24 protein-coding genes are annotated in these 26,474 nt (G+C 46.3%); 10 read left to right on the forward strand and 14 right to left on the reverse strand.

The features are described from left to right. Nucleotides 1-13: 13 nt before the first annotated feature. The 10 genes from gspL to gspC are packed head-to-tail and all read right to left on the reverse strand — an operon-like array spanning nt 14 to nt 10,033. Nucleotides 14-1,207 (reverse strand): type II secretion system protein GspL, encoded by a 1,194-nt coding sequence (gene gspL / locus ACXAD8_RS15885; protein ID WP_475230709.1) that lies wholly within the window; start codon nt 1,205-1,207, stop codon nt 14-16. Continuing rightward, entirely contained in the window at nt 1,207-2,172 is a 966-nt protein-coding gene (gene gspK, locus ACXAD8_RS15890) for a type II secretion system minor pseudopilin GspK (RefSeq protein ID WP_475230711.1), read from the reverse strand. Before gspK ends, gspL begins: the two co-directional genes overlap by 1 nt. Next, nucleotides 2,169-2,804: a type II secretion system minor pseudopilin GspJ gene (gspJ, locus tag ACXAD8_RS15895; RefSeq protein ID WP_475230713.1), complete on the reverse strand. Its 636-nt coding sequence runs from the start codon at nt 2,802-2,804 to the stop codon at nt 2,169-2,171. Before gspJ ends, gspK begins: the two co-directional genes overlap by 4 nt. 4 nt (nt 2,805-2,808) lie before the next feature. Next, on the reverse strand, nt 2,809-3,189 hold the full coding sequence (gene gspI / locus ACXAD8_RS15900; protein ID WP_475230715.1) for a type II secretion system minor pseudopilin GspI: 381 nt from the start codon (nt 3,187-3,189) through the stop codon (nt 2,809-2,811). Continuing rightward, nucleotides 3,186-3,794, reverse strand: coding sequence for a type II secretion system minor pseudopilin GspH (gene gspH, locus ACXAD8_RS15905; protein WP_475230717.1), 609 nt, complete (start codon nt 3,792-3,794; stop codon nt 3,186-3,188). Before gspH ends, gspI begins: the two co-directional genes overlap by 4 nt. A 27-nt stretch (nt 3,795-3,821) precedes the next feature. After that, on the reverse strand, nt 3,822-4,247 hold the full coding sequence (gene gspG / locus ACXAD8_RS15910) for a type II secretion system major pseudopilin GspG (RefSeq protein WP_475230719.1): 426 nt from the start codon (nt 4,245-4,247) through the stop codon (nt 3,822-3,824). 15 nt (nt 4,248-4,262) lie between these two features. Then, on the reverse strand, nt 4,263-5,477 hold the full coding sequence (gspF, locus tag ACXAD8_RS15915; RefSeq protein WP_475230721.1) for a type II secretion system inner membrane protein GspF: 1,215 nt from the start codon (nt 5,475-5,477) through the stop codon (nt 4,263-4,265). Next, the gene (gene gspE / locus ACXAD8_RS15920; RefSeq protein ID WP_475230723.1) at nt 5,478-7,022 is read right to left on the reverse strand and encodes a type II secretion system ATPase GspE; all 1,545 of its coding nucleotides are present in this window, start codon (nt 7,020-7,022) and stop codon (nt 5,478-5,480) included. It lies immediately after the preceding gene. Nucleotides 7,023-7,025: 3 nt separating this feature from the next. Then, on the reverse strand, nt 7,026-9,044 hold the full coding sequence (gspD, locus tag ACXAD8_RS15925) for a type II secretion system secretin GspD (protein WP_475232991.1): 2,019 nt from the start codon (nt 9,042-9,044) through the stop codon (nt 7,026-7,028). 47 nt (nt 9,045-9,091) lie between these two features. Next, entirely contained in the window at nt 9,092-10,033 is a 942-nt protein-coding gene (gene gspC / locus ACXAD8_RS15930; protein WP_475230725.1) for a type II secretion system protein GspC, read from the reverse strand. A gap of 261 nt (nt 10,034-10,294) precedes the next feature. Here gspC and hslR point away from each other — a divergent pair, with 261 nt between their 5' ends. The 3 genes from hslR to ACXAD8_RS15945 all read left to right on the forward strand — a co-directional run bounded on the left by hslR (nt 10,295) and on the right by ACXAD8_RS15945 (nt 13,544). After that, complete coding sequence (gene hslR / locus ACXAD8_RS15935; protein WP_475230727.1) at nt 10,295-10,714, forward strand: ribosome-associated heat shock protein Hsp15; 420 nt, start codon at nt 10,295-10,297, stop codon at nt 10,712-10,714. Between the two features lie 35 nt (nt 10,715-10,749). After that, complete coding sequence (gene hslO, locus ACXAD8_RS15940) at nt 10,750-11,625, forward strand: Hsp33 family molecular chaperone HslO (RefSeq protein ID WP_475230729.1); 876 nt, start codon at nt 10,750-10,752, stop codon at nt 11,623-11,625. A gap of 374 nt (nt 11,626-11,999) precedes the next feature. Then, complete coding sequence (locus ACXAD8_RS15945; protein WP_475230731.1) at nt 12,000-13,544, forward strand: phosphoenolpyruvate carboxykinase; 1,545 nt, start codon at nt 12,000-12,002, stop codon at nt 13,542-13,544. A 38-nt stretch (nt 13,545-13,582) separates the two neighbouring features. Here ACXAD8_RS15945 and envZ read toward each other — a convergent pair whose 3' ends face one another. The 3 genes from envZ to ACXAD8_RS15960 all read right to left on the reverse strand — a co-directional run bounded on the left by envZ (nt 13,583) and on the right by ACXAD8_RS15960 (nt 16,741). Then, complete coding sequence (envZ, locus tag ACXAD8_RS15950) at nt 13,583-14,884, reverse strand: two-component system sensor histidine kinase EnvZ (RefSeq protein WP_475230733.1); 1,302 nt, start codon at nt 14,882-14,884, stop codon at nt 13,583-13,585. 41 nt (nt 14,885-14,925) lie between these two features. Then, nucleotides 14,926-15,666, reverse strand: a complete 741-nt coding sequence (ompR, locus tag ACXAD8_RS15955) for an osmolarity response regulator transcription factor OmpR (protein ID WP_475230735.1) — start codon at nt 15,664-15,666, stop codon at nt 14,926-14,928. A 172-nt stretch (nt 15,667-15,838) separates the two neighbouring features. Next, complete coding sequence (locus ACXAD8_RS15960; protein ID WP_475230737.1) at nt 15,839-16,741, reverse strand: phosphoribulokinase; 903 nt, start codon at nt 16,739-16,741, stop codon at nt 15,839-15,841. Nucleotides 16,742-17,026: 285 nt separating this feature from the next. Here ACXAD8_RS15960 and ACXAD8_RS15965 point away from each other — a divergent pair, with 285 nt between their 5' ends. Continuing rightward, nucleotides 17,027-17,629: an exonuclease domain-containing protein gene (locus ACXAD8_RS15965; RefSeq protein ID WP_475230739.1), complete on the forward strand. Its 603-nt coding sequence runs from the start codon at nt 17,027-17,029 to the stop codon at nt 17,627-17,629. Then, the gene (locus ACXAD8_RS15970) at nt 17,630-18,067 is read left to right on the forward strand and encodes a nucleoside deaminase (RefSeq protein ID WP_475230741.1); all 438 of its coding nucleotides are present in this window, start codon (nt 17,630-17,632) and stop codon (nt 18,065-18,067) included. Between the two features lie 726 nt (nt 18,068-18,793). On the opposite strand, the gene purD is transcribed toward ACXAD8_RS15970, so the two are convergent. Beyond that, nucleotides 18,794-20,077: a phosphoribosylamine--glycine ligase gene (purD, locus tag ACXAD8_RS15975; protein WP_475232992.1), complete on the reverse strand. Its 1,284-nt coding sequence runs from the start codon at nt 20,075-20,077 to the stop codon at nt 18,794-18,796. 268 nt (nt 20,078-20,345) lie between these two features. Between purD and hemC the strand changes: the two genes are divergently transcribed. The 5 genes from hemC to ACXAD8_RS16000 all read left to right on the forward strand — a co-directional run bounded on the left by hemC (nt 20,346) and on the right by ACXAD8_RS16000 (nt 26,464). After that, nucleotides 20,346-21,269 (forward strand): hydroxymethylbilane synthase, encoded by a 924-nt coding sequence (hemC, locus tag ACXAD8_RS15980; RefSeq protein ID WP_475230743.1) that lies wholly within the window; start codon nt 20,346-20,348, stop codon nt 21,267-21,269. Between the two features lie 3 nt (nt 21,270-21,272). Further along, nucleotides 21,273-21,995, forward strand: coding sequence for a uroporphyrinogen-III synthase (locus tag ACXAD8_RS15985; protein ID WP_475230745.1), 723 nt, complete (start codon nt 21,273-21,275; stop codon nt 21,993-21,995). Then, the gene (locus tag ACXAD8_RS15990) at nt 21,992-23,194 is read left to right on the forward strand and encodes a uroporphyrinogen-III C-methyltransferase (RefSeq protein ID WP_475230747.1); all 1,203 of its coding nucleotides are present in this window, start codon (nt 21,992-21,994) and stop codon (nt 23,192-23,194) included. The genes ACXAD8_RS15985 and ACXAD8_RS15990 overlap by 4 nt, the downstream gene beginning before the upstream one ends. Next, on the forward strand, nt 23,194-24,360 hold the full coding sequence (locus tag ACXAD8_RS15995; RefSeq protein WP_475230749.1) for a heme biosynthesis HemY N-terminal domain-containing protein: 1,167 nt from the start codon (nt 23,194-23,196) through the stop codon (nt 24,358-24,360). Before ACXAD8_RS15990 ends, ACXAD8_RS15995 begins: the two co-directional genes overlap by 1 nt. 142 nt (nt 24,361-24,502) lie before the next feature. Then, nucleotides 24,503-26,464, forward strand: coding sequence for a class I adenylate cyclase (locus ACXAD8_RS16000; RefSeq protein WP_475230751.1), 1,962 nt, complete (start codon nt 24,503-24,505; stop codon nt 26,462-26,464). The last annotated feature ends 10 nt before the right edge of the window (nt 26,465-26,474 follow it).

A 26,474-nucleotide genomic window follows, 5' to 3' on the forward strand; every position in this document is an offset into this window, starting at 1 on the left:
ATTCGTTAGCCTTTTAACTTCTGATGGCCAGTGAGCCTACAACCTGGTCATCGCGGTTGTTAATAGCCCCTTGCTCAACGGTGAATCCTTGCTGCTCTGCTAAACGCTTAAAGGTTTCCAGAGATTCGTAACCTTCAGCCACCGCCTGCATACGAAGCTCTGAACGGCTTCGGTCAAAGCGCATGGTCTGGGGTTTGATTTGACTGTTGGCAAAAGCCTGTTCCAACACGGACAGCATAGCCAGCATGGATACGCCACTGCTGTTCTGATCCAGCGCTTGCATCTTTTGCTTCATTTGGCTTCTGACATTGACAATGCGCCGGGTTTCCGGGAAGGCCCGTTTGAATTCCGCCACGATTTGTTCTTTCAGGGCTTCGTTTTGGTTGCTCAATTGGGTGGCCTGTATCCCTTTATCCACAAAGGTTGTCAGTATTGCTACACCAGCCAAAATGGCCGCTAAACGCCATTGGCTGGTGGTTTTCTTGCCGCGTTTTTTGGCTTTGTACTGCTCTTGGCGCAAATTGAAGTGGCTAGTTACTGCTTGTTCTGCCAGGGTTTGCATAGGCAATGGACCTGGCTGGTGGCTAATCTCGGTATTGGCTAAGTTGTGCAGTGTCGGTTCACTGCTAAATTCAATTGAGACTTTCTGTTCTTGTTTCTTCGCAAATAATTCAACCGCCGCTGCTAACCAGTTGGCTTCGCCGGTAATACCCTGCCACTCAGCTTGACGGATAATGACTTCATTGTTTAGTGCAATGGCTTGCCAGCTGCTATCCGGTGTTGGCAGGCACAGGGTATCGGGCACTATCTTTTCGCAATAAATACCCGCATCGCTGAGGGTATCCAGCCAGTACTGCATTTTGCTCTTACTGACGATGGCTACCTGTTGTGCCTTGTCGTTTTGTTTGTGCCAGGCAAAAAACAGTTTTTCCACATCCTGTGACAGTTCATCTTCCAGCATGAAAGGCACGGCGCTAAGTAATTTGCGGTTTGCTTTACCCGGTAAGGTCACGGTTTTAAGAGTAACCTCACTGCCTGGGACGATTAGAATAGCTTCATCCTTCCCGGTGCGCTCTGGCAAAGAGGAAATCTGTTCCAGGTTATCCAGCACACCAGAGGCGATGATCTCTTGTTCATCAGCGGACCAGACTAACCAATTAATCTGGCCGTCGGGCATGCCCGAAAAGCGAATGACCAGTTTTTCCATTAAAGTTTTCCTCCAAACTCGCGTCTGATTAGGTGAACACTCTTATCTGATGCCACTTTGAAAACCGATGACATTTTAAAAGTGGCATTATTATACGTGGTTTTGACGTGCAGTATAAAAAATCGCGTAGTCACGTCAAACAGCTCTTTTTCCTGGTCGGTCAGGTTCATATTGTTGACCGCGGGTTCTGCAAAAAATTCCGATGTGTCATCATAGGGGATTCCGGCAATAACACTTTCTGCAGTAGCGACATCCATGCGGGTCAAAGCAGCCAAAAGCGGCGCTTTTTCCGGTGTTAAGGTATTTACATTCAGCTTCAGGAAGGTTTCTCCTGGGATCACGCACACCAGCGGCATAATTTTGTGCAGCCAGGTCATTTCTACACCTTTTACCAGGCGCAGTTCAGACTTGGAAGCCATCAGGCTATTGGCGGCTAAATAGGGATGCAGCAAAGATTCGTAATCTGAATCTTCAGCACCGTAATTACCGCTCAGAATACTGTCTTCATCCAGCCAGTCCACCAGGGAATCACGCAGGGTTTCCTGGTTTAGCGAGGGGATATTAAACTCCTGAGTATTGAGCAGGCTTAAAAAGGCGTTGCGGATTTCGGTGCTTCCTGAGCTGCTGCCGGACGGGGCCTGCAGCGCGTTGAGATTAAAGCAAGATTGCAGATCTTCCAGTGTGGCCTCAATCATGCCGCCTTCTACGGGAAACTGAATATCCTGTTGCGCCCAGGGTTCGTTAATGTGAATGGTAGCGTTGTTTTCCAGCAGTAGTTGCGCCAGGGTTTTTTGTGCAAACTGCTCAGCGGCAACCGCGTACCAAAAGGCCTGATTGTTGTCTTTCAGACTGATACTGCGTTTTACCTGTAGTTGCAGGCGCGATCCCATATCCGTTGCGCTGATGGATACCAGGGCCACCACTAACAGTACTACGATAAGCGCTACGCCTCTTTGCTGCTTCATGAACCGACCCCTAAAGTGGTGGCCAGCGAAAACTCTCTGCGGATCAAGCCAAATTCAGTGCTGACAATTTCAATTGAGATGGCATAGGGTAGTTGGGTGCCAGTATAGGTATCTTGCCATTGATTATTGTTATCGTCGTCGGCTTTTTGCCGGGATACCCGAAACTGGAACTGCAGATCTTCGATATCAGTCATTAAGATCCGAACTTTAGGCTCTGCACCAATAACGTTGTCTACATAGTTGCTGTATACCCGCTGCAACTCATCGCCTTGCAGGCGATAGCCCACAGTCTGAAGGGTACTTCTGGGCAGCACCAGTTTGGGGTTTGCCCATCCGGCCCTGACAAATGCCAGGCCATCGGCATCGCTTTCAAAGGCGTTGAGACCACCACTCATGACGATTTTATTAGTTTCACCTTCTACCCTGACGGTCCGTTCAACGGCTTGTTGCAGATCGCGTTCGATAATGGTCATAGTCCGCTGCAGATCCCGCAATTTGTGAAAGCGCTCGGTGGATATTTCATCGGTGTCTAATACCGTATTTAACACGCTATGGGAGGCCAGCCCTATCAGTGTGAAAACAAACAGGGCGATCAGGATTTCCAGCAAAGTAAAACCGTTATAATTTCGCAATGGCTTAATCCACGGGTGCTGGTGAAGGGTTGGAGATATAGGTGACAACCGAGGTGAGCACCGATTCCATTTGCTGATCCTGAGCTACGACTACCTCAACCTGGCGTAACTCTTTGTCTTGAGTTTCTGTCACCAGGTGTTGGTAGTACCAGTTTCTACCAGCTAATTCGGTACTGCCTTTGAGATTATTTTCCGGTGGCCACTTGCGCTCGGTGATCAGCTTGTTTAACTCGTCATTGGCGACCCAGGTGGCCAGGGTCATATCTTCCAGGGTACTGATGCCGCGGATGTGCTCACTGGCTGCTTTCATTATCGACGTGGCCGTTAATGCAAAAATAAACAGCGCTACCATCACTTCCAGTAATGTTAATCCTTTGCTGTTCATAGAAACTCCAGAGGGCCTTCCATGGTGAGCGGTGTATATTCCTCGCCGTTTACCCGAAAATAAACCGGCGCTGCTTCACCGAATTGCGGCTCAAACTTAAAAATAAGACTGAAAGGCGTGAACTCCCCGCTGGAAAAAATAAACACTTGTGGTGGCTCAGGCTCTTTTTCCTCTTCATTACCGATGTCGGTACTTTCATTTGAGACTGATAGTTCTTCATCGAAAATGCCAGCGTCGAATAAACTGTCTTCCTGAACCCAGGGCAAATCATCCAGTTCCAGTTCAAGTGAAAAATCTTCTTCAAATTCCTGGGGGGCGAAGATGTCATCACCCTGAAGCGGACGCCATTTGTCCTGGTCGTTGAGGAACATGAAAAAATACTGGTTCTTTTCCGGTTCGACCCGCAAACCCAGTTGCACCTGATTGAGTACCGCATAATTGGAAGCCATATCGAAGACTATCTGAAATCTTTGGGCTTTCTTTTGCAGTTCTTTGTCGTAATCGCTGCCGGAATAATTGAGTACTACAACAGCCACAGACAGACCAATCAGAAACAGCACCACCATCACCTCAATCAGGCTAAAGCCATAGGTGTTTTTACGCATTGAGGTGATTGCTGTTGGCATTATTTATTAGTTAAGGAAGTCGTTGATGTTCCAGTTACCGATGTCGTCATCGCTGCCTGGTTGACCATCCGGACCGCTACTGAAGATATCAATAGTGCCCATTTCACCTGGGTTCAGTAACTGATAATCATTGCCCCACGGGTCTTGCGGTAAACGCTTGATAAAACCATCAGTGGGGAAATTGCGCGGTACCGGCTCTATGTTGGAAGCGGTCACTAAGGCTTCCAGTCCTTGTTCTGTGGATGGGAAGACGTTGTTGCGCAATTTGTACATTTCCAATGCGCTTTCCAGTTGCTGGATATCAATGGCGGCCTTTTTCAGCTTGGCTTCTTCGGTATTACCCAGAATATTCGGGGCAATAATGGCTGTCATAATACCGATGATCAGTATGACCACCATGACTTCGATTAAACTAAAACCTTTGTTTTTCAATGTTGTTTACTCCTGTTACACAATCGAATTAAGCGACACTATGGGTAGCAAAATCGCGATTACGATAAAAAATACGATGCCTGCCATAACCAATATCAACATGGGACTTAAAATACTGAGCGCAACGCTCACCTGCATTTCAAACTCCCTGTCCTGATTATTGGCAGCTCTGCCAAGCATTTGTTGTAGTTCACCACTTTTCTCACCGGAGGCAATCATGTGCATCATCATGGGTGGGAATACTTTGGTTTTGCCCAAGGCCACTTTCAGACTAGAACCTTCCTGAACCATTTCAGCGGCTTCTAAAATTAACTTTTTGATGTAATCGTTGAGCAATACCTGACCGGAAATGCGCATACCTTCCAGAATGGGCACAGCGCTGGCGGTAAGAATACTTAAGGTACTGGCAAAGCGGCTGGTATTCAGCCCCTTGATCACCTTGCCAAACACCGGAAATGACAATAAACGTCGATGAACCTGTAACCGGAAGGCTTCTTTTTTCATCAGGTGTTTAAACAGCATAATACTCACCAGAATGAGTCCGATGGTGTGGAATATATAGGCTTTTACCCAATCGCTCAGGTTGATCAAAAACTGAGTAACGCCGGGCAGTTCCTGGCCCATGGTATCGAACTGGCCCACGATTTTGGGCACTACGTAAGTAAGCAATAGCGTTACAATAACCAGCGCCACCACCACCATGATAGTGGGGTAAACCATGGCCTGAATAATTATACTACGGGTGTGTTGTTTCTTTTCCGTGTAATCCGCCAGACGGTTCAGTACCGTATCCAGGTGCCCGGATTTCTCACCCGCTGCCACCATGGCGCGGAATAATTGGTCAAATACATAGGGAAACTCAGCCATAGCATCGGCCAATGAATGGCCTTCTACGACTTTACTGCGCACCGCCATCATCATGTTTTTCTGGCGAGGCTTTTCGCACTGTTCCGCCACAGCTAATAACGCTTCTTCCAGCGGCAAAGCCGATTCAACCAGGGTGGCTAACTGACGGGTCAATAAGGCGAGATCGCTAGGCGATATCTTTGGCTGGAACAGTTGCAGTCCTTTGGACAGCTTTTGTTCTTTTTCCGCAGCCTGTTCCACTTCCAGTGGGATCAGGCCTTTCTCTCGCAGTTGTGAGCGAATTTGGCGGGCATTATCGCCTTCCAGAATGCCGCTTTTATTGCGCCCATTGGCATCAATGGCTTTGAAGGAATAAGCCGCCATTTATTCTTCCCTTGTTACGCGTAACACTTCTTCCAGTGTTGTCGCGCCTTGCAGTACTTTGCGACATCCATCTTCCCGGATGCTGGGGGTGGATTTGCGAATGTACTTTTCAATGGCCTGTTCACCATGGCCATTGTGTACCAGTTCACGAATATTTTCGTCTACCAGCAGCAATTCATGAATGCCTGTTCTTCCTTTGTAGCCGGTATGGTTACAGGCTACACAGCCTCCGGCAGCATAAATGGTATGTTGCTCCAACTGTTCTTCGGTAATGCCCAAAATATGCATTTCCTGGCTAGTGGGATGATGGGGCACACGACAATCTTCACACAGGGTTCGCACCAGACGCTGTGATAATACCGCCAGTAAACTGGAAGATAACAGGAAGGGTTCAATGCCCATGTCTTCCAGACGGGTAATGGCACCAGCAGCAGTATTGGTGTGCAGCGTAGACATTACCAGGTGACCGGTTAAACTGGCCTGAACACCAATTTGTGCGGTTTCCAGGTCCCGTATCTCACCTACCATCACCACATCAGGATCCTGACGCAGTATGGCGCGAAGGCCTCGGGCAAAGGTCATGTCTACTTTGCTGTTAACCTGCGTCTGACCTATGCCAGGTAAATCAAATTCGATAGGGTCTTCTACCGTTAAGATGTTGCGGTCTTTAGAGTTTATTTCGCTGAGGCCCGCGTACAAGGTGGTACTTTTACCAGAACCGGTTGGACCGGTAACCAGGATGATGCCATGGGGTTTGCGGATCAGATCAGAAAACTTATCCCGGTTGGCCTGAGTCATGCCCAGATCTTCCAGGTTAAGTCGCGCATTATTTTTATCTAATAGACGCAGTACTACCCGTTCACCATGTCCGGTGGGCATGGTACTAACCCGCACATCAACTGCGCGTCCGGCGATACGCAGGGTAATACGACCATCCTGGGGAACCCGCTTTTCAGCGATATCCAGTTTGGCCATTACCTTGATACGAGACACTAACATGGAGGCCAGCTTGCGGTTTGGCTTGAGGATTTCCCGTAATACACCGTCTACCCGGAAACGCACTGTTAACTGGGTTTCGAAGGTTTCTACGTGGATATCAGAAGCGCCTTCTTTGATGGCTTCACCTAACATGGCGTTGATCAGTTTGATGATAGGTGCGTCATCTTCGCTTTCTAACAGATCTTCTGTTTCGGGTAGCTCTTCCGCCAGGGAAAACAAATCGCTTTCGTTACCTATGTCTTCCATCAATTGCTTGGCAGCGGAAGTGTCGCGTTGGAATGCGTCGGTGAGCAGTTTTTCAAAGCGATCGTTGTCAACTTCCTGAAGTTCAAAGGGTGCGCCTAAAAAGCGACGCACTTCCTGGAAGGCTGATAATTCGGTATCTGCTGTGTGGTATAGCTGTGCAGGCACAGCAATACTATCCAGCAATACTCTGTGACGTTTCGAGAAACCAAAGCTCAATTGCGATGGTAGTTGAACCTCTTCCTCTTGCAAAAGGGCTTCTTCTTCCGCTTCTCGTTGTTCCGCAATTAGTTCTTCGCTCATGGGCTAGTCTTTCTTATTCTTTTCTTTTAAATATTCGTCAAAAGAAGGCGGTAATTGCAGTTCGTCATTCCATTCCGGCAGTGTCGGAGTATCGGTAAATGGCATCAGGGCAACCCCTTCTTCTTCGCGTTTTAATTGCTCAGCGCGAATAAAGTTGTATTTCTTGTGGCTGATCTTATTCATGGTAATACCATCGCGAATAATAGTCGGGCGAATAAACACCATCAGGTTGCGCTTGCGCTTGCTTGTAGTAGTGGATTTGAAAATATTGCCCAGATAAGGGATATCACCCAATAGCGGCACTTTAGAAATACTTTCCTGTACGTCTTCGTCAATCAGGCCACCCAGTACAATAGTACCGCCGTCATCGGCCATCACTGTCGTTTTGATCTCACGCTTATTAATAGAAATATCAACCGAAGTGGCACCACTTACGCTGGATACTTCTTGTTCAATAACCAATTGTACGGCGTTGCCTTCGTTAATTTGCGGTGTCACCTTCAGCTTAATACCCACTTCCTTGCGTTCTACCGTTTGGAAAGGGTTAGCGTTGTTAGAGCCAGTGGACGCTCCGGTAATGATGGGGACTTCCTGACCTACAATAAAGAAGGCTTCTTCATTATCCATGGTGGTCAAATGTGGCGTGGCCAGAATGTTTGAGTTGGTATCAGTACTGACTGCCTGCAGTACCGCACCCCAGTCGTCTTTAACTGCACCCACTAGAAAACCGTTTACAGTACCTAGCAGGTTCGCCAATAAATCTGGATCTCCTTGCTCTGTATTGGTGGTTTCGGTCTGGATTGGATCGCCACCATCCGTGGGTTGGCTGAAGGTTGTGGTGGTAGTGGTTTCATCTTGTGCTTGATCATAACCCAGAGCAAGCGAGCCAATTGGTACTACGCCATTGGTAAATTGCTGGCCACCACCGGCTTCTGTGGCCCACTGAATACCCAGGGTGGTGCCATCGCCTTCAAATACTTCTACGATAATGGCTTCTACCTGCACCTGAGCACGGCGTACGTCTAACTGGCGAATAACTTCTTCCAGTGAGGACATCATGTCGGGTTCCGCGGTAATTACCAGTGAGTTAGAGTCCATGTGGGCATCAATACTGACATCGCGAGAGGAATTGCGTCGAGCGTTGCGATTGTTTTGCGTACCTTGTTCTTCCTGAGCAATACTGGCACTGACGCCTTGTAAGACGTTAACCAGATCTTCTGCCTTGGCATATTTAAGGAAGATAACCCGGGTATTACCATTGGACTCCAGCTCTTTGTCCAAACGGTTGATCAGCGTGATGATGCGCTGTCTGGCTTTGATATCGCCGCTGACGATAACACTGTTGGTTCTGTCGTCGGCAACTACTTTCGGTTCCAGGTTGTCTGGTGTGCTGCCTTTACCTTGAGAATTATTAATGCTCTCTAAGATACGTACCATTTCACTGGCAGAGGCAAAGCGCAGCTTCACAATTTCAACTTCCCGGTCACCGGCTTTGTCTACCCGTTCGATAATTTCGGTCAGGCGATTTACCACCGCAGCACGACCGGTGATCATCATCACGTTTGACGGATCGTGACTGATAACGTTACCGCCACCGGCCTGATCGTTTAGTTGTCTTAAGATGGGAGCCAGCTCTCTTACCGGTACACTGTAAACCGGCACAACGCGGGTGATCATTTCATCGCCGTCGAATAGCTGACCATCTACCACCGGAATGTTGGAAGACTTGGCGTCTTTATCCCGCACCACTTTGAGGACGCCGCTGGGCATCTCCACTACCGCAAAGCCGTATACCTGCAGAACGTTAAGGAAGAACTGATAATACTGCTCTTCGCTTAACAAATCGTAACTACGCACGGTAATTTTACCGCGCACATTGGGATCGACTATGATGGTTCTTTTCAGGTTTTTACCGACAATATTAATGAATTCGGTAATTTCGGTGCCTTTAAAGTTTGGCGAGTATTCTGCGGCATACACCGGAGAATTGAGGGCTATCATAGACGCGATAGTAGCAGCCATCAGGCCTTTTATCAGCGGACGAAATTTCCTCATAAGTCTTTCCTTTTTTAGTTTCCGGCAGAGGCGGGTAGTTCAAGATCAAGTGTGGTGACTGCCCCGTCTCTGGACAGCTTAATTTGCAAAAATTCGGCAGAACGCAGCATTTTCATGGCTTCCATCGACTGTTGTATGTCGGTGAGGTCCAGGCCGTTAATTTCGGTCAATATATCATTCGCTTGTAGCCCCGCAGCCTCAAAGAGTGCGGGATCTTTGCCGGGATTAACTTTATATCCGGCTATTTTACCCTCTTCGCGGTGGGGTTGGATGGCGATGAAATCAGTGAATTTTGTGGGCGAGTCTCGCAGCGTTCTGGCTACTATGGCGGCATCTTCATCAAAAGTTTGTATCGCTGGCTTGCGCAATCGATCTCTTGGGGCGTCAGCAGGCGCGGTTTTTACCAGATTACTGCTATTAGCCTGCGACGACGCTTGTTTAAAATCGTGGCCGTCCAGCATCAGGGTTTCCATGCGGCCACCATTGTCGATAATGATCCGGTCTGGCATCACCTCTTTAACGACTGCACGGGTACCATCGACTTTCTCGCCAATGCCGTAGGTATTTTGCTCACCCCGGTTTTCAATAATGGCTGCGCCGTCTTGTTCTTCAGTACTGGCCACTAATCCGGTAAGGGTAAGGTTGAGTTGCGTTTCTGGGGCATCCTGAACCACCGGCTTAACTTCTTGTTTAACTGCGCTAGGGTCGCCGAACAGTTTTAGTCGTTTGATGGCATTAATATTGGTTTGTTGTTTTTTATTGCCGTTGCCGGCTACCTGCGTGACGGCAACCTGTCGATTACCGGCTTCTGGTTCGGGAAAGAGACGCCAGAACAGCTCAGCCGCATAAGCAAGCAGATATATACTGAGTAGAATTACTACCAATAAATTAATTGTTTTTTGATGCTTTTGCCAAAATGACCATAGCTGGTCTGTCGTTATCTGTGCTGTTGCCATTTAAAAATATCGTTGCTTAAGGCTCTTTATAGGGCGTTTAATTCTTATTGAGCTTTTATTTCGGGGGACCATCATAGTCAGTCACTTAAAGCCGTACAACTCTAATTGCGATTAATTACAAAAAAATTAATACCCGACTGTCCCAAAATGAAAACGGAGCGACTTTATTAAAAGCAGTTTATGCGATTTGTCTAAATACAGACTGAACAAACCGACATTTTTTGCTTGAATTCATGCACCCAGGCCCTAAATTAGGAGGCTATGCACAAAAACAGTAAAAAAAGTGACGCCAACACCAGCCAGGAAGTCTCGGTAAGACTGGATAAATGGTTGTGGGCGGCCCGATTCTTTAAAACCCGGAGTATTGCCAGAGACAACATCAATGCCGGGAAAGTTCAGTACAATGGTGCCAAAGCAAAACCTGGCAAAATTGTGGAGCCCGGTGCTTTGATCAAAGTGCCGCAGGGATTCGATGAAAAAATTATTACTGTTTTGAGAGTGTCGGAGCAAAGGCAATCGGCGCCACTGGCGCAGCAACTCTACGAGGAAACCCTGCTCAGTGCCGAAAAGCGCGCCCAAAATGCGGCCGCACGGAAGCTTAATGCCTTTCATAGCCCACGACCAGAACATCGCCCTGACAAAAAACAGCGGCGCGAGATTATTAAACTAAAACACAGTTAATTCTGCCAATACGGTGTTTTACATTGGAGCCCTTAATGGACCAAATTCAAAGATTTTTGTTCGACAACGTTAATGTACGCGGTGAAATCGTAAAGTTGTCTGACACCTTCAAGCAGCTGTTAACGGCTCAACAATACCCTGAATCTATTCAGGTGGTGCTGGGAGAAATGGCCGTGGCCACCTCGATGTTGGTGGCTACCTTAAAGATTAAAGGCGAAGTGAGCCTGCAGGTACAGGGCAATGGCGCGGTAAAATATGCTTTGGTGACCGCCAATGACCGGCAGGAAATGCGCGGTATCGCTCGTTGGCAAGAAGAGCCTGTACAACAAGGCTTTGTGGATATTTTCAAAGGCGGTATTTTTACAATCACCATTACACCAGAAAATGGCCAGCGCTATCAGGGCATTGTGGCAATAGATAAACCTACTCTGGCGCAGTGTCTGGAAGCCTATTTTATTCAGTCAGAGCAGTTGCCAACCCATATTGAGCTGCGGGTTGATGCGGCAAATCAAAAAGCCGCGGGCCTGTTCTTACAGGTGATCCCCGATTCGGCGGAAAGTTCAGTGAACAAAGACAACGTTGAGTTTGAGCATCTCACAAAACTGGCGGAAACACTGAAAACCGAAGAACTCACTGGATTGTCCTTTGAGCAGGTGTTACATCGCCTGTTTCATGAAGAACAGGTGCGCTTATTTGAACCACAAACAGTTCAGTTCAAATGTACGTGTAGCAAGCTGAAAAGTGCTTTAGCCCTGAAAAGTGTCGATAAGCAGGAGTTACGGGGTTTAATTGCCGAGCAAGGGCAAATAACCATGAACTGTCAGTTCTGTCATGCCGAATACAATTATGATGCAATGGATGTGGAAGCCATACACGCTGGTACTTTTGAACAATCGCAGTCGATACAATAAGTACATTTATTAATCAAAGACTCCTGGTTTCGGGCGTTATGTAGCTTAAAGTTGACATTAACCGCCCGCCAACAACTCTTTTTAAAAAAATCTGCAAAAAAATAGTTATTCACTTTCTTTTCCTGAAACTGTGGTGTTGTACTTTCAGTTTCGGTTACATAATTTAAAAGTGTAATTAAAACAAAGTGTTGCTGGTTGTTTGTGTGCTTATTCTGTCAGCTTATTTGAAATATAAATACAGTAAATATGAAAGTTTAGTCAGCTTTGTGGTACTTCTATGGGCTGGCGACTTGTTTAAGCGCCTGAATTGAGTAGAATTGCGCCGGTTTTAAAAGTGTAGTTCATCCTGAAAGTTTACTCAGAGGCAATCAAAAATGACGGCATCCCCGAAAAATCAACTTATCGACTTAACTCCATCTGAACTTCTGGAGCGCGCCATGTTGGCGGGTGAAGGCCAGTTTGCAGCAAACGGCGCCTTTGTCGTAAAAACCGGGGAACGCACAGGCCGCTCTCCTAATGATCGCTTTCTGGTAAAAGAAGCCAGCACCGAACACAATATTGATTGGGGTAAAGTTAACAAGCCGGTTGAAGAATCCGTATTTGATGCCTTATGGGACAAAGCCGAACAGTATTTATTACAACAAAAGCATTATTACGCCTCCCATCTGGAAGTCGGTGCTGACCAACAATTTAGTTTGCCGGTTGTCGTGCGCACTGAGACTGCATGGCAACAGCTGTTTGCCCGCAATTTGTTTATTGCGCCTGAGCAGTGGAACATTCACGATAAAACGCCCTGGCAAATTATCAACGTACCTGGTTTAAAATGTGATCCAGCAGTAGACGGCACCAACAGTGATGGTGTAGTTATGATCAACTTTAAGCAGCAAAAAGTATTACTGGCCGGCATGCGCTACGCAGGCGAAATGAAAAAGGCCATGTTCTCTGTACAGAATTACCTGTTGCCAGAGCACGACATTTTACCTATGCACTGTTCTGCCAACGTAGGCACTGATGACAGTGTAACCTTATTCTTCGGTTTGTCTGGAACCGGCAAAACCACCTTATCTGCGGACCCTGCGAGATTCCTGATTGGTGATGATGAGCACGGTTGGGCCAAGGGGAGCGTATTCAACCTGGAAGGCGGTTGTTATGCTAAATGTATTGATCTGTCCAAAGAGAAAGAGCCCGTTATTTGGGATGCGATTAAGTTCGGTACTATTTTAGAAAACGTTCACCTGGATGAGAATCGTATCCCTGACTACAGCAATACTGAGTTAACGCAAAATTCGCGTGCTGCCTATCCGTTACAACACATAGAAAAACGCAAACTGGAAAATCGCGCCGGTGAGCCTCGCTCTGTTGTGTTCTTAACCTGTGACGTGAGTGGTGTGTTACCGCCAGTATCGGTACTTTCCGATGAAGCTGCGGCTTATCACTTCCTTAGCGGTTATACGGCGAAAGTGGGTTCTACTGAAATTGGCTCTACAGCAGCTATCGAATCAACCTTTTCTACTTGTTTTGGTGCGCCATTCTTCCCGCGTCCGGCCAGCGTTTATGCCGAGTTATTAATGAAGCGAGTTCGTGAATTTAACAGCAAGGTATACCTGGTGAATACTGGCTGGACAGGTGGTCCTTATGGTGTCGGCCAACGTTTCGACATTCCTACTACGCGCGCCATTATTACTGCCATTGTTGAAGGTAAACTGGACGGCGTTGCAACCCGTCGCTTGTCACAATTAGGTCTGGACATTCCGGTTGCTGTGCCTGGCGTTGATAGCAAGTTGCTGGACCCACAACAGACATGGCAAGACCAGGCTGAGTATCAGAAGTATCTGGAAAAGCTGATCTCTGAATTCTCAGCTAACTTTGAAAAGTATGATGTTTCTGATGCCATCAGAAATGCTGGCCCTAAACTGTAATAAGAAATTATTCTGAATAAGCCCGGTTTTTACCGGGCTTATTTTTTTGTAGTCAGAGTGACAATCGCTTGTAAGCCACCTTGTGGATGGTTCTCCAAACGAACTTTGCCGCCATGCATATCCACTATGCGTTTGATGATGGCCAGACCCAAGCCTGAACCCACTGAACCCCTGGCTTTATCCCCCTGTTTAAAGGGTTGGAACAGGTCTTCAATATCTGCTTCCGGGATGCCTTTACCAAAATCCCGCACACAAAAAGTCACTGTTTGGGCTTTTTTGTTATATTCAGAGCTGATCAGAATATTGTCACTGCCGTAGCGAAAGGCGTTTTCTATCAAGTTATCCAGAACCCGTTTAATCGCTACTTTGCGTACCAATATCAGCGGCAACTCTGCCAGTTGCAGTTCAATATTGTGATGTTCTTCGATATTGCGGGCCAGCACAGCATCATTGATCAGTTCGTTAATGTCGGTCTGCTCGCGTTTTTCCGATTTGTCCTGTCGCACATAGTCTATGAACTGGTCGATGATATCGTTCATGTCTTCTATATCGTGAATAATACCTTCGGAGATCCAATCCTGGTCTTCAGGCAACATTTCAGTGGCAATCCGGATGCGGGTAAGTGGGGTGCGTAAATCGTGGGAGATACCCGCCGTCAGCAAGGCCCGGTCGTCTTCCAGTTGTTTAATGCCTTTTGCCATCTGATTAAAGGCCTGAGTTACCGCCACGATTTCGGTTGAGCCTTCCTCTGCCAATGGCGGTGGAATGTCACCTTTGCCTACTTTGATTGCGGCTTTTTGTAACGCCAGCAATGGCCGGTTTAAGCGCCGCACAAATAACCAGCCGCCGGCAACACTTAACACTCCTATTACCATTAAAAAGAAGGTCAGGGGTGAGATATTCGGATCATTAACACTGCTTAAGGGCACCGTGATCCAGAAATTCGGTGCTTGCGGAGGGCGGATCCAAAAAACGTTTTGCCCTTCTTCAGTCACTCTTACTCGTACTTCAGCGGGACCGCCCAACTCCTGAGACATTTCGCGGGTGAAGAACTGATAATAAGTCGCGTCATTCAGGCCGTTTTCCAGAGCGCGCTCTTCGCTGTAGATGCGAATTCCGGTGGCTTCGAAAAAGCGCTGGTGGAAAATCGGGTCCCTGTGATCCATGCCATCAATAAATAACACTTTGATTTGGGTGGCCAGCAGACTGTTAATCTGCTTGTAACTGGGTCCGATAAAGTAGTAGGTGACCGACAGATAGGACACCACCTGATTGATCAACAGTAACACACCAATCAGCAACACTGTCTGACCAAAGGCACTTTGTGGTTTTATGCGCATGAGAACTTCTTGGCAAACCGGGTTACAAGAACCCGGTAGAATTATTGATTAGCGGCAGCTGGCGCGTTGTCACCGTCGGGCACAAACACGTAGCCCAAGCCCCAGACGGTCTGAATATAGCGAGGATTAGCGGGATCTTCTTCCAGCATGCGTCTTAATCTGGATACCTGCACATCAATACTGCGCTCAAGAGCACTGTAATCTCGGCCTCTGGCCAAATTCATCAGCTTGTCACGGGATAAAGGTTCTCTGGGATGAGTTACCAGCGCTTTCAAAACCGCGAATTCACCACTGGTCAGGGTAATGGCTTCGCCATTGGCCAGCATCTCACGAGTTCCCAGGTTTAGGCTATATTGGCCAAACGAGACTACCTGTTCTTCTCTGGAGGGCGCACCCGGCGCTTCGCTGGAGTTGCGGCGCAATACCGCTTTGATACGGGCTAACAGTTCTCTGGGATTAAAGGGCTTAGGCAGATAATCATCGGCACCCATTTCCAGGCCGATAATGCGATCTACTTCGTCACCTTTGGCTGTTAGCATTACAATGGGCAATTTGTTTTCTTTTTGGCGCAGGCGGCGACATATAGACAGACCATCTTCACCAGGTAGCATCAAATCCAAAACCATTAAGTGGAAGTTCTCTCTTTCCAGAAAGCGGTCCATTTGCTCGGAGTTGGCGGCACTGCGTACCTGATAACCTTGTTCTACCAGATAGCGCTCTAACAGACTGCGCAAGCGCATGTCATCGTCTACCACTAAGATTTTTGGGGTCTCTTGTCCCATGATGCTTCCAATTGTTATTTCAACTAACAACCAATATAGGTGAATTCAGCTAAAAATAAACCGCCTGGAATGTAAGCAGACGGGGGAAAGTGTTTCCAATTGTTACGAATACAACTTAATGACCATTGGTCGGTTAATTTGTAACAGGAAAATAAGGTCTATCACCGGACTATTATTTGTCGGCAACCCAATCCATTTGAAAGCTGGAGCGACGCTTTTTATCCATGATTTCTTCAATCAAGGGTGTCAGTATCAGTTCCATCGCCAAACCCATTTTGCCACCCGGTACCACAAGGGTGTTTATCCGAGACATAAAGGCACCATCAATCATCTGTAACAAGAATGGAAAGTCCACATTCTTCATCTCCCGACGAAAACGCACAACGACAAAGCTTTCGTCAGATGAGGGAATGGTTCTGTGGCTAAAGGGGTTGGAAGTATCAACGGTGGGTACACGCTGGAAATTAATGTGGGTCTGACTAAATTGCGGGGTAATAAATCGAAAGTAATCTTCCATGCTGCGCACAATGCTGCCCATTACAGCTTCGCGGCTATGCCCGCGTTCAGAGGTGTCGCGCACGATTTTCTGGATCCACTCAAGGTTTACGATTGGCACCATGCCTACCAGCAGGTCTACTTGTTTAGCAACATTGATTTCTTCGGTTACCACTCCGCCATGTAAGCCTTCATAAAACAGGCAATCGGTATTTTCGGGTAAATCTTGCCAGGGAGTAAAGGTACCGGGCATCTGATTAAAAGGCACAGCTTCATCAAAGGTGTGTAAATACTGGCGACTTTTACCCTGACCGGTCTCACCGTATTCTTTAAAGGTTTTTTCCAGCATTTCAAAGTCATTGGCTCTGGGGCCAAAATAACTGATGTGGCGACCTTGTTCCTGTGCTTTGCGGATTTCTACTTCCATTTCGGGGCGAGTAAAGCGATGGTAGCTGTCACCAGAAACCATAGCTGCATTAATATTCAGGTTCCTAAAGATGTGGCGCACAGCATTCGTGGTGGTGGTAGTGCCAGCACCTGAAGAACCGGTAATTGCAATAATAGGGTGTTTTACTGACATAATTATTTTGCGTGTATCGACCTATGCTTTAATGAATGAGTTACATGCACCAGTCAGGCTGACATGTAATTTATTGGTTGGCTATGCCACCGACCCGGCTCTGGTCTTATTTAAATCAGAATCTGGTCTGGCCGGGTTATGAGCAACAGGCTCGTATTTGATTGCGAAACACTGTTATAGGCATTTGTGGATCTAAGGTCAAGCGACGCAGTAAATAATTATGCCTGCTTACCGGGTAAAGTTTTGCTATAACTAAATCATTCAACGGGTTTCAGGTCAGGCCGAATGTCAGCTTTTATAATCTATGATACTGAATTTACCGCATGGCCTGGTTCTAAGGAGCATAACTGGTCTCGCGAAGGAGAAGCGCGGGAAATTATTCAGCTGGCTGCCATCAAGGTAGCGATTGAAGACAGGCAGCTAGTTAACGTTGCCTCACTAAATGTTCTTGTGAAACCTAGGATAAATCCGGTTTTGAGTGACTATATTCAGCAATTAACCGGTATTAAACAATCCGTATTGGAAGATCACGGTGTGGACTTTGTATCCTGTGCTGAATTGTTTTATGAGTTTTCGGAAGATGGTTGCTTGCCTTGTTATTCCTGGGGGCCAGATCAATTGGTGTTACAGGAAAATTTCAGAATTAATCATTTGACCTGGAGCTATCAAAAGCATCATTTTATAGATCTGAAAATGCGATTGCAGGCACTGCAACTGGATTTTAGCAATTGTGTTAGCGGAGAGTTGGCCGCATTTGTAGGTAAACCGTTATCAGGTCACATACATAACGCATTATTCGATGTGAAAAATATATTAGTACTGCTGCAAACTTTGCTAAGTGACAATCGTTTAGCGATTGCAGATATAGTTGATAAGAGAGGAAGTTAAATGGACAGGTTTTTAGATGAAGCCATACAGGAAGCAAAAAACGGATTGGACAATGGGGGCATCCCCATTGGTTCAGTTATTGTGCATGACGGCAAAGTGATTGGTCGCGGCCATAATCAGCGGGTACAAAAAGGTAGCTGCACACTTCATGGTGAAATGGATGCGCTGGAAAATGCAGGACGACAACCTGCAAGTGTTTATCAAAATAGCGTGCTTTATACCACTTTGTCTCCCTGCTCCATGTGCTCAGGTGCCATTTTATTATACGGTATTCCCAAGGTGGTAGTTGGTGAAAACCGTACCTTTATGGGAGAAGAGGAGTTGCTAAGAAGTCGCGGTGTTGAAGTGGTGGTGGTTGATGATGAGCGTTGCGTCAAAATGATGGAAGATTTTATTTCCGCTAAGCCTGAACTCTGGAATGAAGACATCGGTGTTTGATGAAAAATACGGTTTTCTAGGGTTTTTATTAAGCTCCTGAAAAGGAGCTTTTTTGTTTATGTGATGTGGTTTTTGTGAAAAGGTCTTATTGTTCTTGTTTTTAAAGGTTTAATGATGATAGTAAGTACTTGCAGGGTGGGTTTTTTGAGGTTTTTAATTAATCAAACGTTTCCTCAGAAAACTTAATAAAATGATTTAAAAGTATATCTTTTTAGATAGGTTTAAGTGTGTCTAACGTCGTTGATATTGGTTTTAAATTCTTCAAATGTGTTGTTATTGTGTTGTCTTTTCTTTTCGGTACGCTGTTCGGTTAAATGTTTGCTTATAAAAATGTTGTCTTCGTTTAAATTTTGACGGTAAAGCTTTGAAAGTGTGGGTTGTTGCTTTGGGTGGTCAACTTAAATGAGGCCAGGGATGTACTAAAAAATGATTTTTGTAGAAAATTTAACCGGTTTTTCAGGTTGGTAGGTGCTCACATATATTTTATATTTTGACAGTGAATTGGGAAGAAGACGATTTGAGGTGTTATCGTTGCCCTTTTTCGTTCTGAGTGGCTAATAAAGTGACTATTTTTCAGTGAGTTATAGTTAATCTCTGGTGCAAATACAAAAAATCCAGGCAAGTGCCTGGATTTTGTAATAAAGCAAAAAACAATCGGGAAATAGTATCTATTATCGGTGATAATTAGCCTAATTTACGCGAACATGTTTGCAAAATGCTGTTTGGTTACGCTTCTCGAGCAATTGCTCGCCAGGCAATATCCTTCCGATAGTACATTTTTTCCCAATTTATGCTATCAACCAGCGCATAGGCGGCTTTTTGAGCCTCTGTGACGGAATTGCCCAGTGCAGTAGCACATAAAACACGCCCTCCGTTAGTAAGTACAAACTCACTATCGTTTTTGGTGCCAGCATGAAAAACTTTGCCTGATAGTGCTTTGGCTTGCTCTAATCCGAGTATTTTTTGACCTTTATCATAGGCTTCCGGATAACCACCTGCTGCCAATACAACTCCTACCGCGGCTTGCTCGGTGAAGGAAATAGGGGTGTTGTGTAAAGATTGTGCCAACGCTGCTTCCACCAATCCTACCAGGTCCGATTCCAGACGCATCATGATGGGTTGGGTTTCGGGATCTCCAAAGCGGCAGTTGAACTCAATGACCTTTGGCGTCCCATCTTTGGTGATCATTAAACCTGCATACAGGAAACCGGTGTATGGCATACCATCTTTAATCATTCCATTGATGGTGGGATTAATGACTTCGTCCATTACGCGCTGGTGGATTTCAGGGGTGACCACCGGAGCTGGCGAATAGGCACCCATGCCGCCTGTGTTTAGACCCGTGTCACCTTCGCCAACGCGCTTATGATCCTGGCTGGTAGCAAAAGGCAAGGCCGTCTTACCATCGGCCATGACAATAAAGCTGGCCTCTTCGCCTTCTAAAAACTCTTCGATTACAACCCGAGAACCGGCATCGCCAAACTTGTTATCGGCCAACATATCCTGAATGGCATTAATGGCTTGCTCTTCGGTTTCTGCAACAATGACACCTTTACCTGCGGCAAGACCGTCGGCTTTAACTACGATTGGTGCGCCTTGTTCTTTTACATAGGCAACTGCAGGCTCGATGGCGTCAAATACTGCATAGGCAGCTGTAGGTATTTGATGTCGGGCTAAGAAGTCTTTGCTAAAAGACTTGGATCCTTCTAACTGAGCTGCGGCTTTACTGGGGCCAAAGATTTTTAAGCCGTGCTGCTCAAAGAGATCTGTAATGCCTAATACCAGCGGCGCTTCAGGGCCAACAATAGTTAACTGAACCTGATTGGATTGCGCAAAGGTCAACAGGCCCTGAATATCTTCTGCTGAGATATCAACGTTTTGACATTTGCTCTCTTCAGCAGTGCCGGCATTGCCTGGTGCAACGAATACCGTTTCAACTTCGGGGGATTGTGCCACTTTATAGGCTAAAGCGTGTTCTCTACCGCCACCGCCAATTACCAGTATCTTCATCATAGTTGTCCTGTTGCTCAATTAAAGAGTTGTTTAATCATCAGTTTTTAAGTCAGCGGACCTGGTGAAACGAATTTGGCTCATGTTGTTATGAGCTACCAAGTCCTTTCCAGTAAAAAATATCGGGGCGCAGTATACCAGAGAGGCATGCGCTGCGCATGAGCTTGTGAGTTATTTCCTATGCCGTGGTGGCCTATCTATTCAACAGGCGACTGATAAAACCATGAGTGGTAGACTAACCCTATCTGAGCCAATCAATTAAGTAATAATGAGTTCCAAAAGAGTAATAAAAATAGCGACGCGCAAGAGTGCATTGGCACTTTGGCAGGCAGAAGATGTAAAGGCCCGTCTGGAAAAGGCACATCCGGGATTGCTGGTTGAACTACTGCCTATGGTTACCAAAGGTGATCAGATCCTTAACTCACCTTTATCCAAGGTAGGGGGCAAAGGTCTGTTTATTAAGGAATTGGAAATTGCCATGATGGAAGGACGTGCCGATATCGCTGTGCACTCTATGAAAGATGTACCGATGGAATTTCCTGATGGGTTTGGCATTCATGCTATTTGTGAACGGGAAAATCCCGGCGATGCTTTTGTCAGTAATCAATATACTTCATTGGATGAACTCCCACAGGGTGCCGTATTAGGTACTTCTAGCTTAAGAAGGCAATGCCAGATAAAACACTATCGGCCTGATCTGGTGATTAAGGATCTTCGCGGCAACGTGAATACCCGACTACAAAAACTGGATGATGGTCAATATGATGCCATTATTCTGGCCAGTGCAGGTTTAATTCGATTGGAAATGGCCGAGCGTATCAGACAAACCTTGCCCTACGAATTAAGTCTACCTGCGGTGGGACAGGGCGCAGTGGGGATTGAGTGTCGCAACGAAGATGCTGAGCTCATTGACTTGTTAGCCCCTTTGAATGACTCCGATACTGCACTTCGGGTAAAGGCCGAAAGAGCCATGAACAATCGTCTGGAAGGTGGGTGTCAGGTACCTATAGCTGGATATGCCGAATTGACGGAGCAAGGTATTCATTTAAGAGGCTTGGTGGGCAGTACCTCTGGCAACCAAATACTGAAAGCAGAAGCATCTGGCTCGGATGCAAAAGCGCTGGGGATAGCGGTAGCTGAGCAGTTGCTTAATCAAGGAGCTGCTGAGTTGTTGTGTGCCATACATAAATAATCCATGACCGACACACTGCTGATTGTAAAAACCCAGGACAGTGGCTCAGAACTAAGTAATGAGCTGGCGTCTCAGGGGTATGACACCTTGTTAGCCCCGGTACTTAAGATAAAAGGCTTGTGGGCCAACCCGGCATACATCGCAAATTGCTTGCGTCAGAGTGAGTTTATTATCTGCCTGAGTAAAAATGCTGTAAGACAATTGCATTTTTATCAGGGACATTTAGGTCACTCTGCATCGGTTTGGGCGGTTGGACATAAAACCGCTGCTAAGTTGACGCCTTATCTGGGGAAAGTACAGTCACCAGAAGTGGAAACCAGCGAGGGGCTCTGGCGGGCATTACAGCCCCAGGTTTCGGCGGGCGATAAGGTGACTATTATAAAAGGCGTCGGTGGCCGTGATTATCTCTCTGCAATGTTCTCCAGTGCAGGGGTAAAGGTAAAATACCTGAACCTATATCAGCGCACAGAAAATGTGATTGCAGCACAAGAATTTGCGCAGTCTATGGATGATTGTGCCGTGAATACTGCTATTATCGGTAGTGAAGATTTATTTAAAGCTGCCTATAAAAATTGGCCACAAAGACTAATGCAGATGACACTGATCGTACCCAGCAAAAGGGTGGCTTTAACAGCAATGCGACAGGGTTGTAAAAACACGATAATTGCGAATGGTGCGACACCTGAAGCCTATCTTGAGGTGTTGCAGAACAGGAAAGGTGCATGACTAATTCAACAAATAACACTCATAGCGCGAGTTCTGCTCAACAGGACGGTAATAAGGAGCAATCTGCGGAAACGGCAAAACCCGTTTCTGAGTCAAAGGTGGCAGAGCAAAGCCACAGTCCTGCGGCGGGTCCAGCGGGTAGCCGTAAATCTCAACGCAAACTCAATCGTCCACAAAAAAACGAATCTGTAAGACCGGCCAGGCGCACCAATCCGGCTATCTGGTTTTTAGTGTTGCTAAATACCTTATTAATCGTGGCTTTGTCGGGTGCAGCCTGGTGGGGCTGGACTCAATGGCAACAGCTGCAAACTGCTCAGGCGGAACAGGTTCAGCAGCGCAATGCTTTTTTACAGCAAGTTGAAGCCGAGATTGCTAATAAAACCAATGCGCTGCAACAGACAGCCATAGCTCAATCAGAAGAAACCAGACGATATGTCGCTGGCCTGGAGCAGCAGTTTGCTGGTTCTATCAATGCACTGAAAGCCGAAGTGGCAGAGCAATTGGCCGGTGCTGAGCAAGATCTGGATTTGTCTGAAATCAGTTATCTGATCCGCATGGCCGCCCGTAAAACCAATGTGGAAAAAGATATTAACTCCGCCATCGCCTTGTTGCGGGAAGTGGATTCTTTGTTAGTGAAAAAAGCCGATCCGAATCTGGCGCCATTGCGAGAAACAATAGCCGCAGATATTCGGGCACTGAGAGAGTTAGAGCAGGACAAACCTGAAGCTGTCGCTTTTGTCATTGGGGCCATGTTACTACGGGTTCCCGAATTGACTTTTCCGACACCGGAAGAGCACTTCTCAGAAGCGCCACTGGAACCATCGGATGATGCCTCGCAGTGGTGGCCAAACCTAAAAATTTCTTGGCAAAATATTGTTGACGACTTTCTGACTGTAGAAAAGCTAGAGCAACCGCTTGTGCCCTATCTGTCCGCTCAAGAGCAGGCATTAACCCGCGCGGCCTTAAATTATCAATTGTTGACCCTGCGTCACGCAGTGTTGCAACGGGACGAAGCACTGTTTAACCAGACCTTGCAACAGGCGCAAAGTACACTGCTGCAATTCGAAAATCAGGGCCAGGTCTTCAATACATTTCAGCAAGACCTCACTCACCTGGCGCAGCAACCGTTTCCCAAAGTGGTCACTATGTCTTTTATGTCAGTAACGTACGTCAACGAGAACCTGATTGAGGCAAGATAATGAGTAAAACCATCATTCTGATATTGTGTCTTATTGTCTTAATTGCCTTAGGCTTGTTTTATAGTTCTGCCATTGCCGAAGATACCGGCTATGTGCTGATTACGATTGGCAACTATAAAATTGAGATGACGCTGGTTTCCGCGCTTATTATGTTGTTGGGCGGCGCACTACTCATTTGGGTGGCGGTTAAAATGCTGCGTACCTTTTCTTCTCTGGGGGTTTGGTCATGGCATTGGTTCAGTGATTTTGGCAGCAATCGTCAGAAAGCCAATTACGATAAGGCCCTATTGGCCTGGATAGCGGAGGATTATGAGACGGCAGAAAAGTATCTGAAAAAAGTCCATATCAGCTATCAGGATGGACTGGTGTTATTGATGCAGGCGAAAATTGCTGCCAGCAAATCCGACCAGGAAGCGCAAAAAAAGGCCTTATTACAGGCGCAAAAGTTTGAAAAAACAGAGCAAATTGCCACCTTGCAATTGGCTGACTTTTATCAATCTCATAATGCCCCGGATGAAGCTGCTGCGCTATTGACGGATTCTTCCCATAAAATGGCATTACAAATGAAGCTCAGCGCCCTGTCTGGCGGCGGAAAATGGCGTGAAGCCATGGCGCTGCTGGAAGATAACAAGCGGCAATTGCCCAAACAGGATTTTAACGACTGGAAGCGTAAACTGGCGGTGGGTATCTTTAGTGAAGTCGCCAGTAAAGAAGGGGCAGAAGCCTTATTAAGTTATTGGGAACAACAACCCGGCAGAACCAAAAAAGACGTTAGCTTACAAGCCGCGCTGATTGCGCAATTGATTGCACAGAATTATCATCAAAAAGCGGAAAGTTATTTAGTTAAGTTTCAGCCCAAAGCGCCAGTGCCAGAATTATTACCCTATTTCAGGCGGTTAAAGTTGAAACAGGCGATTGACAGTAAGAAGAAGCTGGAGTTTTGGCTAAAGCAGGATGAAAATAATGTGGATCTGCTTTCGACATTAGGGGAACTATCCTACAATTGTGGTGATATTCCTTTGGCTGAAAAAGCGCTGCAGAAAGTGATCAGGCTCAACCGCAATCCTCACGACGTGCAGTTGTTAGCCAGAGTGAAAGAAGCGGTTAATGATAAAGATCAGGCGTTGCAGCTATATAAACAGGTAACGGAATCGCAACATCCTTAGCGTAATGAAACACTGAAATATAGTCTTATTGGCATTCCAGGCATTGCTCAATACAGCCTTGATAATCGTTTAATTTATTGCTTAAAAAACATAGCTTCGGGCGCCAGCCTGATAACAGAGATAGTGACTGAGTTCTGACCCAATGGTGAATGTACAACAAAATCTTAAGATCCGACTTAAGTCAGTATTAAGATACAACAAGCTTCGCACCGACAGAGCGATCGCGCTATTACCCGAAAACAAGCAGCCACTGTTTCACGTTCTGCCGTTTCTGTTACATATCAACCACAAAAACTTTCCCGGTTTTATTGAAACCGAAAATGTGCCCTTTGGACTGACTAATTACAATTTCAAAGATAAGCTGAAAGAAGCATTGCTGACTCTGTTTCCGGAGAGTGCCGAAGTGATTGAGCAAGTGCGTGATTACTGGCCTAAAAAGCGCGCCATAGATTCCATTTTGTTAATGGGGAGCATAGGTTCAATCGGTCAATCGGCAAAATCTGATTTTGATTATTGGGTGTGTATCGACGGTGCCAGATTTAGCGCCAGAGAGAAAAAGCTGTTACAGCAGAAATTGATTTTGGTGGAGCAGTGGGCCGACGAAGTTCATGACATAGAAGTGCACTTCTTTTTGTCAGAAATCGAAATGGTTAAAAACAACGATTTCGGCGAAGCCAGCGGAGAAAGCGCCGGTTCGGCACAGGCAGTATTTTTGAAATCAGAATTCTACGCCACTAACATCATGATTGCCGGGAAGGTGCCTTTCTGGTGGCTGGTGCCAGAGTCCACCACAGATGTGCAATACACAAAATTGTGGGGAATTTTACAAGCAGGAAGCGAGCCGGATCCTAAATGGTTTATGGATTTGGGCAATGTCGAAAAACTGGTTAAAGCCGAAATCTTTGGTGCGGCTATCTGGCAAATTAGCAAAGCCATGGACTCACCTTTTAAATCCGTGCTTAAAATGGCCAAGCTGGAAGTGTTTTTGGAAAACATTGAACAGGAAAGGCCACTTTGCAATATTCTGAAAAAACGCGTGCACTTTTTTGAGCGTTTCAGTGAGGATCCCAGGCTGGTGGACCCTTACGCAATGATGTTTGATCAATTGCTGGAATATTACACCAAAGCCGGGCGTGCAGATGTTGTAGAGTTGCTGAAAAAGTGTCTCTATATAAAAAGTGAGTGCAAACTATCAGAGTCCTTATCTGGCCAGGATAACAATTTTAAGCGGCAAATTATTGAAGGTTATGTTTCTCGCTGGAAGTGGGAGCCATCCCGGTTACAACACCTGGATAATATCAAGCATTGGGACTTTTCAGAGGTTTCCTCCTTAGGACAACAGATCCACAACTTTTTGATTGGTTGCTATCGACGCTTGTCAGCCAAAATCCAGCAGCAGGAACAGTTGGTTAAAATCGAAGATTCCACGGTAATCGGGCGCAAACTGGATTCTTTTTACACCAAAAAAGAAGGCAAGATTGTATATCTGAAACGCGCCTTTGACGAAGGTTTGTTATTGTCCGACATCACCATTCGCTCAGAACTGGATCTCAGCTCGCCGGGGAAAAAGCGCTGGACAGTCTACCGCGGTGAAATCCATCACTGGGATGAAAAAGAAGTTGAATCCTGCTTTTTAAAAGAAAGTAACGATCCAATGGACCTGGTGTTGTGGTGCGTTTTTAACCGTATAATCGATGCCCGCACTAATATCCTGGTTACCCGTAATTGTGAACCTATCACAGCAGATTCCTTATTGCAGTTTGTTACTCAATTGCAGGAAATGTTCCCGCCAATTCGCATTTCTGATATTCCCAGAAATAAATTATTAGCACCTGCGCGGATCACTAAGTGTTTAACGGTTATCAACTTTGAAAGCTGGCCGAATATTGCTGAAGTGCAAACTGTCAGAACGGCCTATCAAACCAGTTGGGGGGAGTTGTACAGTGTGGCCGGGTTTGAGGCTCTGGAAGATTTGCGACGAGATTTATTTCACGCCCGCAGAAAACCTGAGATTTATGTGAAGACCCACGAAAGCCCCCATAAGGCACGTATCTTTGAAGAGTTCAAAGAGCGCACCCAGATGGATTTTGACAATATGTTATAGTTTCTTATCT

Source organism: Planctobacterium sp. AWH2_060 (assembly GCF_056158425.1).

What these genes read in the sequence shown, in the direction of transcription:
- gspL (WP_475230709.1), bottom strand. Translation starts at nt 1,207, where the DNA reads ATGGAAAAACTGGTCATTCGCTTTTCGGGCATGCCCGACGGCCAGATT.
- gspK (WP_475230711.1), bottom strand. Translation starts at nt 2,172, where the DNA reads ATGAAGCAGCAAAGAGGCGTAGCGCTTATCGTAGTACTGTTAGTGGTG.
- gspI (WP_475230715.1), bottom strand. Translation starts at nt 3,189, where the DNA reads ATGAACAGCAAAGGATTAACATTACTGGAAGTGATGGTAGCGCTGTTT.
- gspH (WP_475230717.1), bottom strand. Translation starts at nt 3,794, where the DNA reads ATGCGTAAAAACACCTATGGCTTTAGCCTGATTGAGGTGATGGTGGTG.
- gspF (WP_475230721.1), bottom strand. Translation starts at nt 5,477, where the DNA reads ATGGCGGCTTATTCCTTCAAAGCCATTGATGCCAATGGGCGCAATAAA.
- gspE (WP_475230723.1), bottom strand. Translation starts at nt 7,022, where the DNA reads ATGAGCGAAGAACTAATTGCGGAACAACGAGAAGCGGAAGAAGAAGCC.
- gspD (WP_475232991.1), bottom strand. Translation starts at nt 9,044, where the DNA reads ATGGCTGCTACTATCGCGTCTATGATAGCCCTCAATTCTCCGGTGTAT.
- gspC (WP_475230725.1), bottom strand. Translation starts at nt 10,033, where the DNA reads ATGGCAACAGCACAGATAACGACAGACCAGCTATGGTCATTTTGGCAA.
- hslR (WP_475230727.1), top strand. Translation starts at nt 10,295, where the DNA reads ATGCACAAAAACAGTAAAAAAAGTGACGCCAACACCAGCCAGGAAGTC.
- hslO (WP_475230729.1), top strand. Translation starts at nt 10,750, where the DNA reads ATGGACCAAATTCAAAGATTTTTGTTCGACAACGTTAATGTACGCGGT.
- ACXAD8_RS15945 (WP_475230731.1), top strand. Translation starts at nt 12,000, where the DNA reads ATGACGGCATCCCCGAAAAATCAACTTATCGACTTAACTCCATCTGAA.
- envZ (WP_475230733.1), bottom strand. Translation starts at nt 14,884, where the DNA reads ATGCGCATAAAACCACAAAGTGCCTTTGGTCAGACAGTGTTGCTGATT.
- ompR (WP_475230735.1), bottom strand. Translation starts at nt 15,666, where the DNA reads ATGGGACAAGAGACCCCAAAAATCTTAGTGGTAGACGATGACATGCGC.
- ACXAD8_RS15960 (WP_475230737.1), bottom strand. Translation starts at nt 16,741, where the DNA reads ATGTCAGTAAAACACCCTATTATTGCAATTACCGGTTCTTCAGGTGCT.
- ACXAD8_RS15965 (WP_475230739.1), top strand. Translation starts at nt 17,027, where the DNA reads ATGTCAGCTTTTATAATCTATGATACTGAATTTACCGCATGGCCTGGT.
- ACXAD8_RS15970 (WP_475230741.1), top strand. Translation starts at nt 17,630, where the DNA reads ATGGACAGGTTTTTAGATGAAGCCATACAGGAAGCAAAAAACGGATTG.
- purD (WP_475232992.1), bottom strand. Translation starts at nt 20,077, where the DNA reads ATGAAGATACTGGTAATTGGCGGTGGCGGTAGAGAACACGCTTTAGCC.
- hemC (WP_475230743.1), top strand. Translation starts at nt 20,346, where the DNA reads ATGAGTTCCAAAAGAGTAATAAAAATAGCGACGCGCAAGAGTGCATTG.
- ACXAD8_RS15985 (WP_475230745.1), top strand. Translation starts at nt 21,273, where the DNA reads ATGACCGACACACTGCTGATTGTAAAAACCCAGGACAGTGGCTCAGAA.
- ACXAD8_RS15990 (WP_475230747.1), top strand. Translation starts at nt 21,992, where the DNA reads ATGACTAATTCAACAAATAACACTCATAGCGCGAGTTCTGCTCAACAG.
- ACXAD8_RS15995 (WP_475230749.1), top strand. Translation starts at nt 23,194, where the DNA reads ATGAGTAAAACCATCATTCTGATATTGTGTCTTATTGTCTTAATTGCC.
- ACXAD8_RS16000 (WP_475230751.1), top strand. Translation starts at nt 24,503, where the DNA reads ATGGTGAATGTACAACAAAATCTTAAGATCCGACTTAAGTCAGTATTA.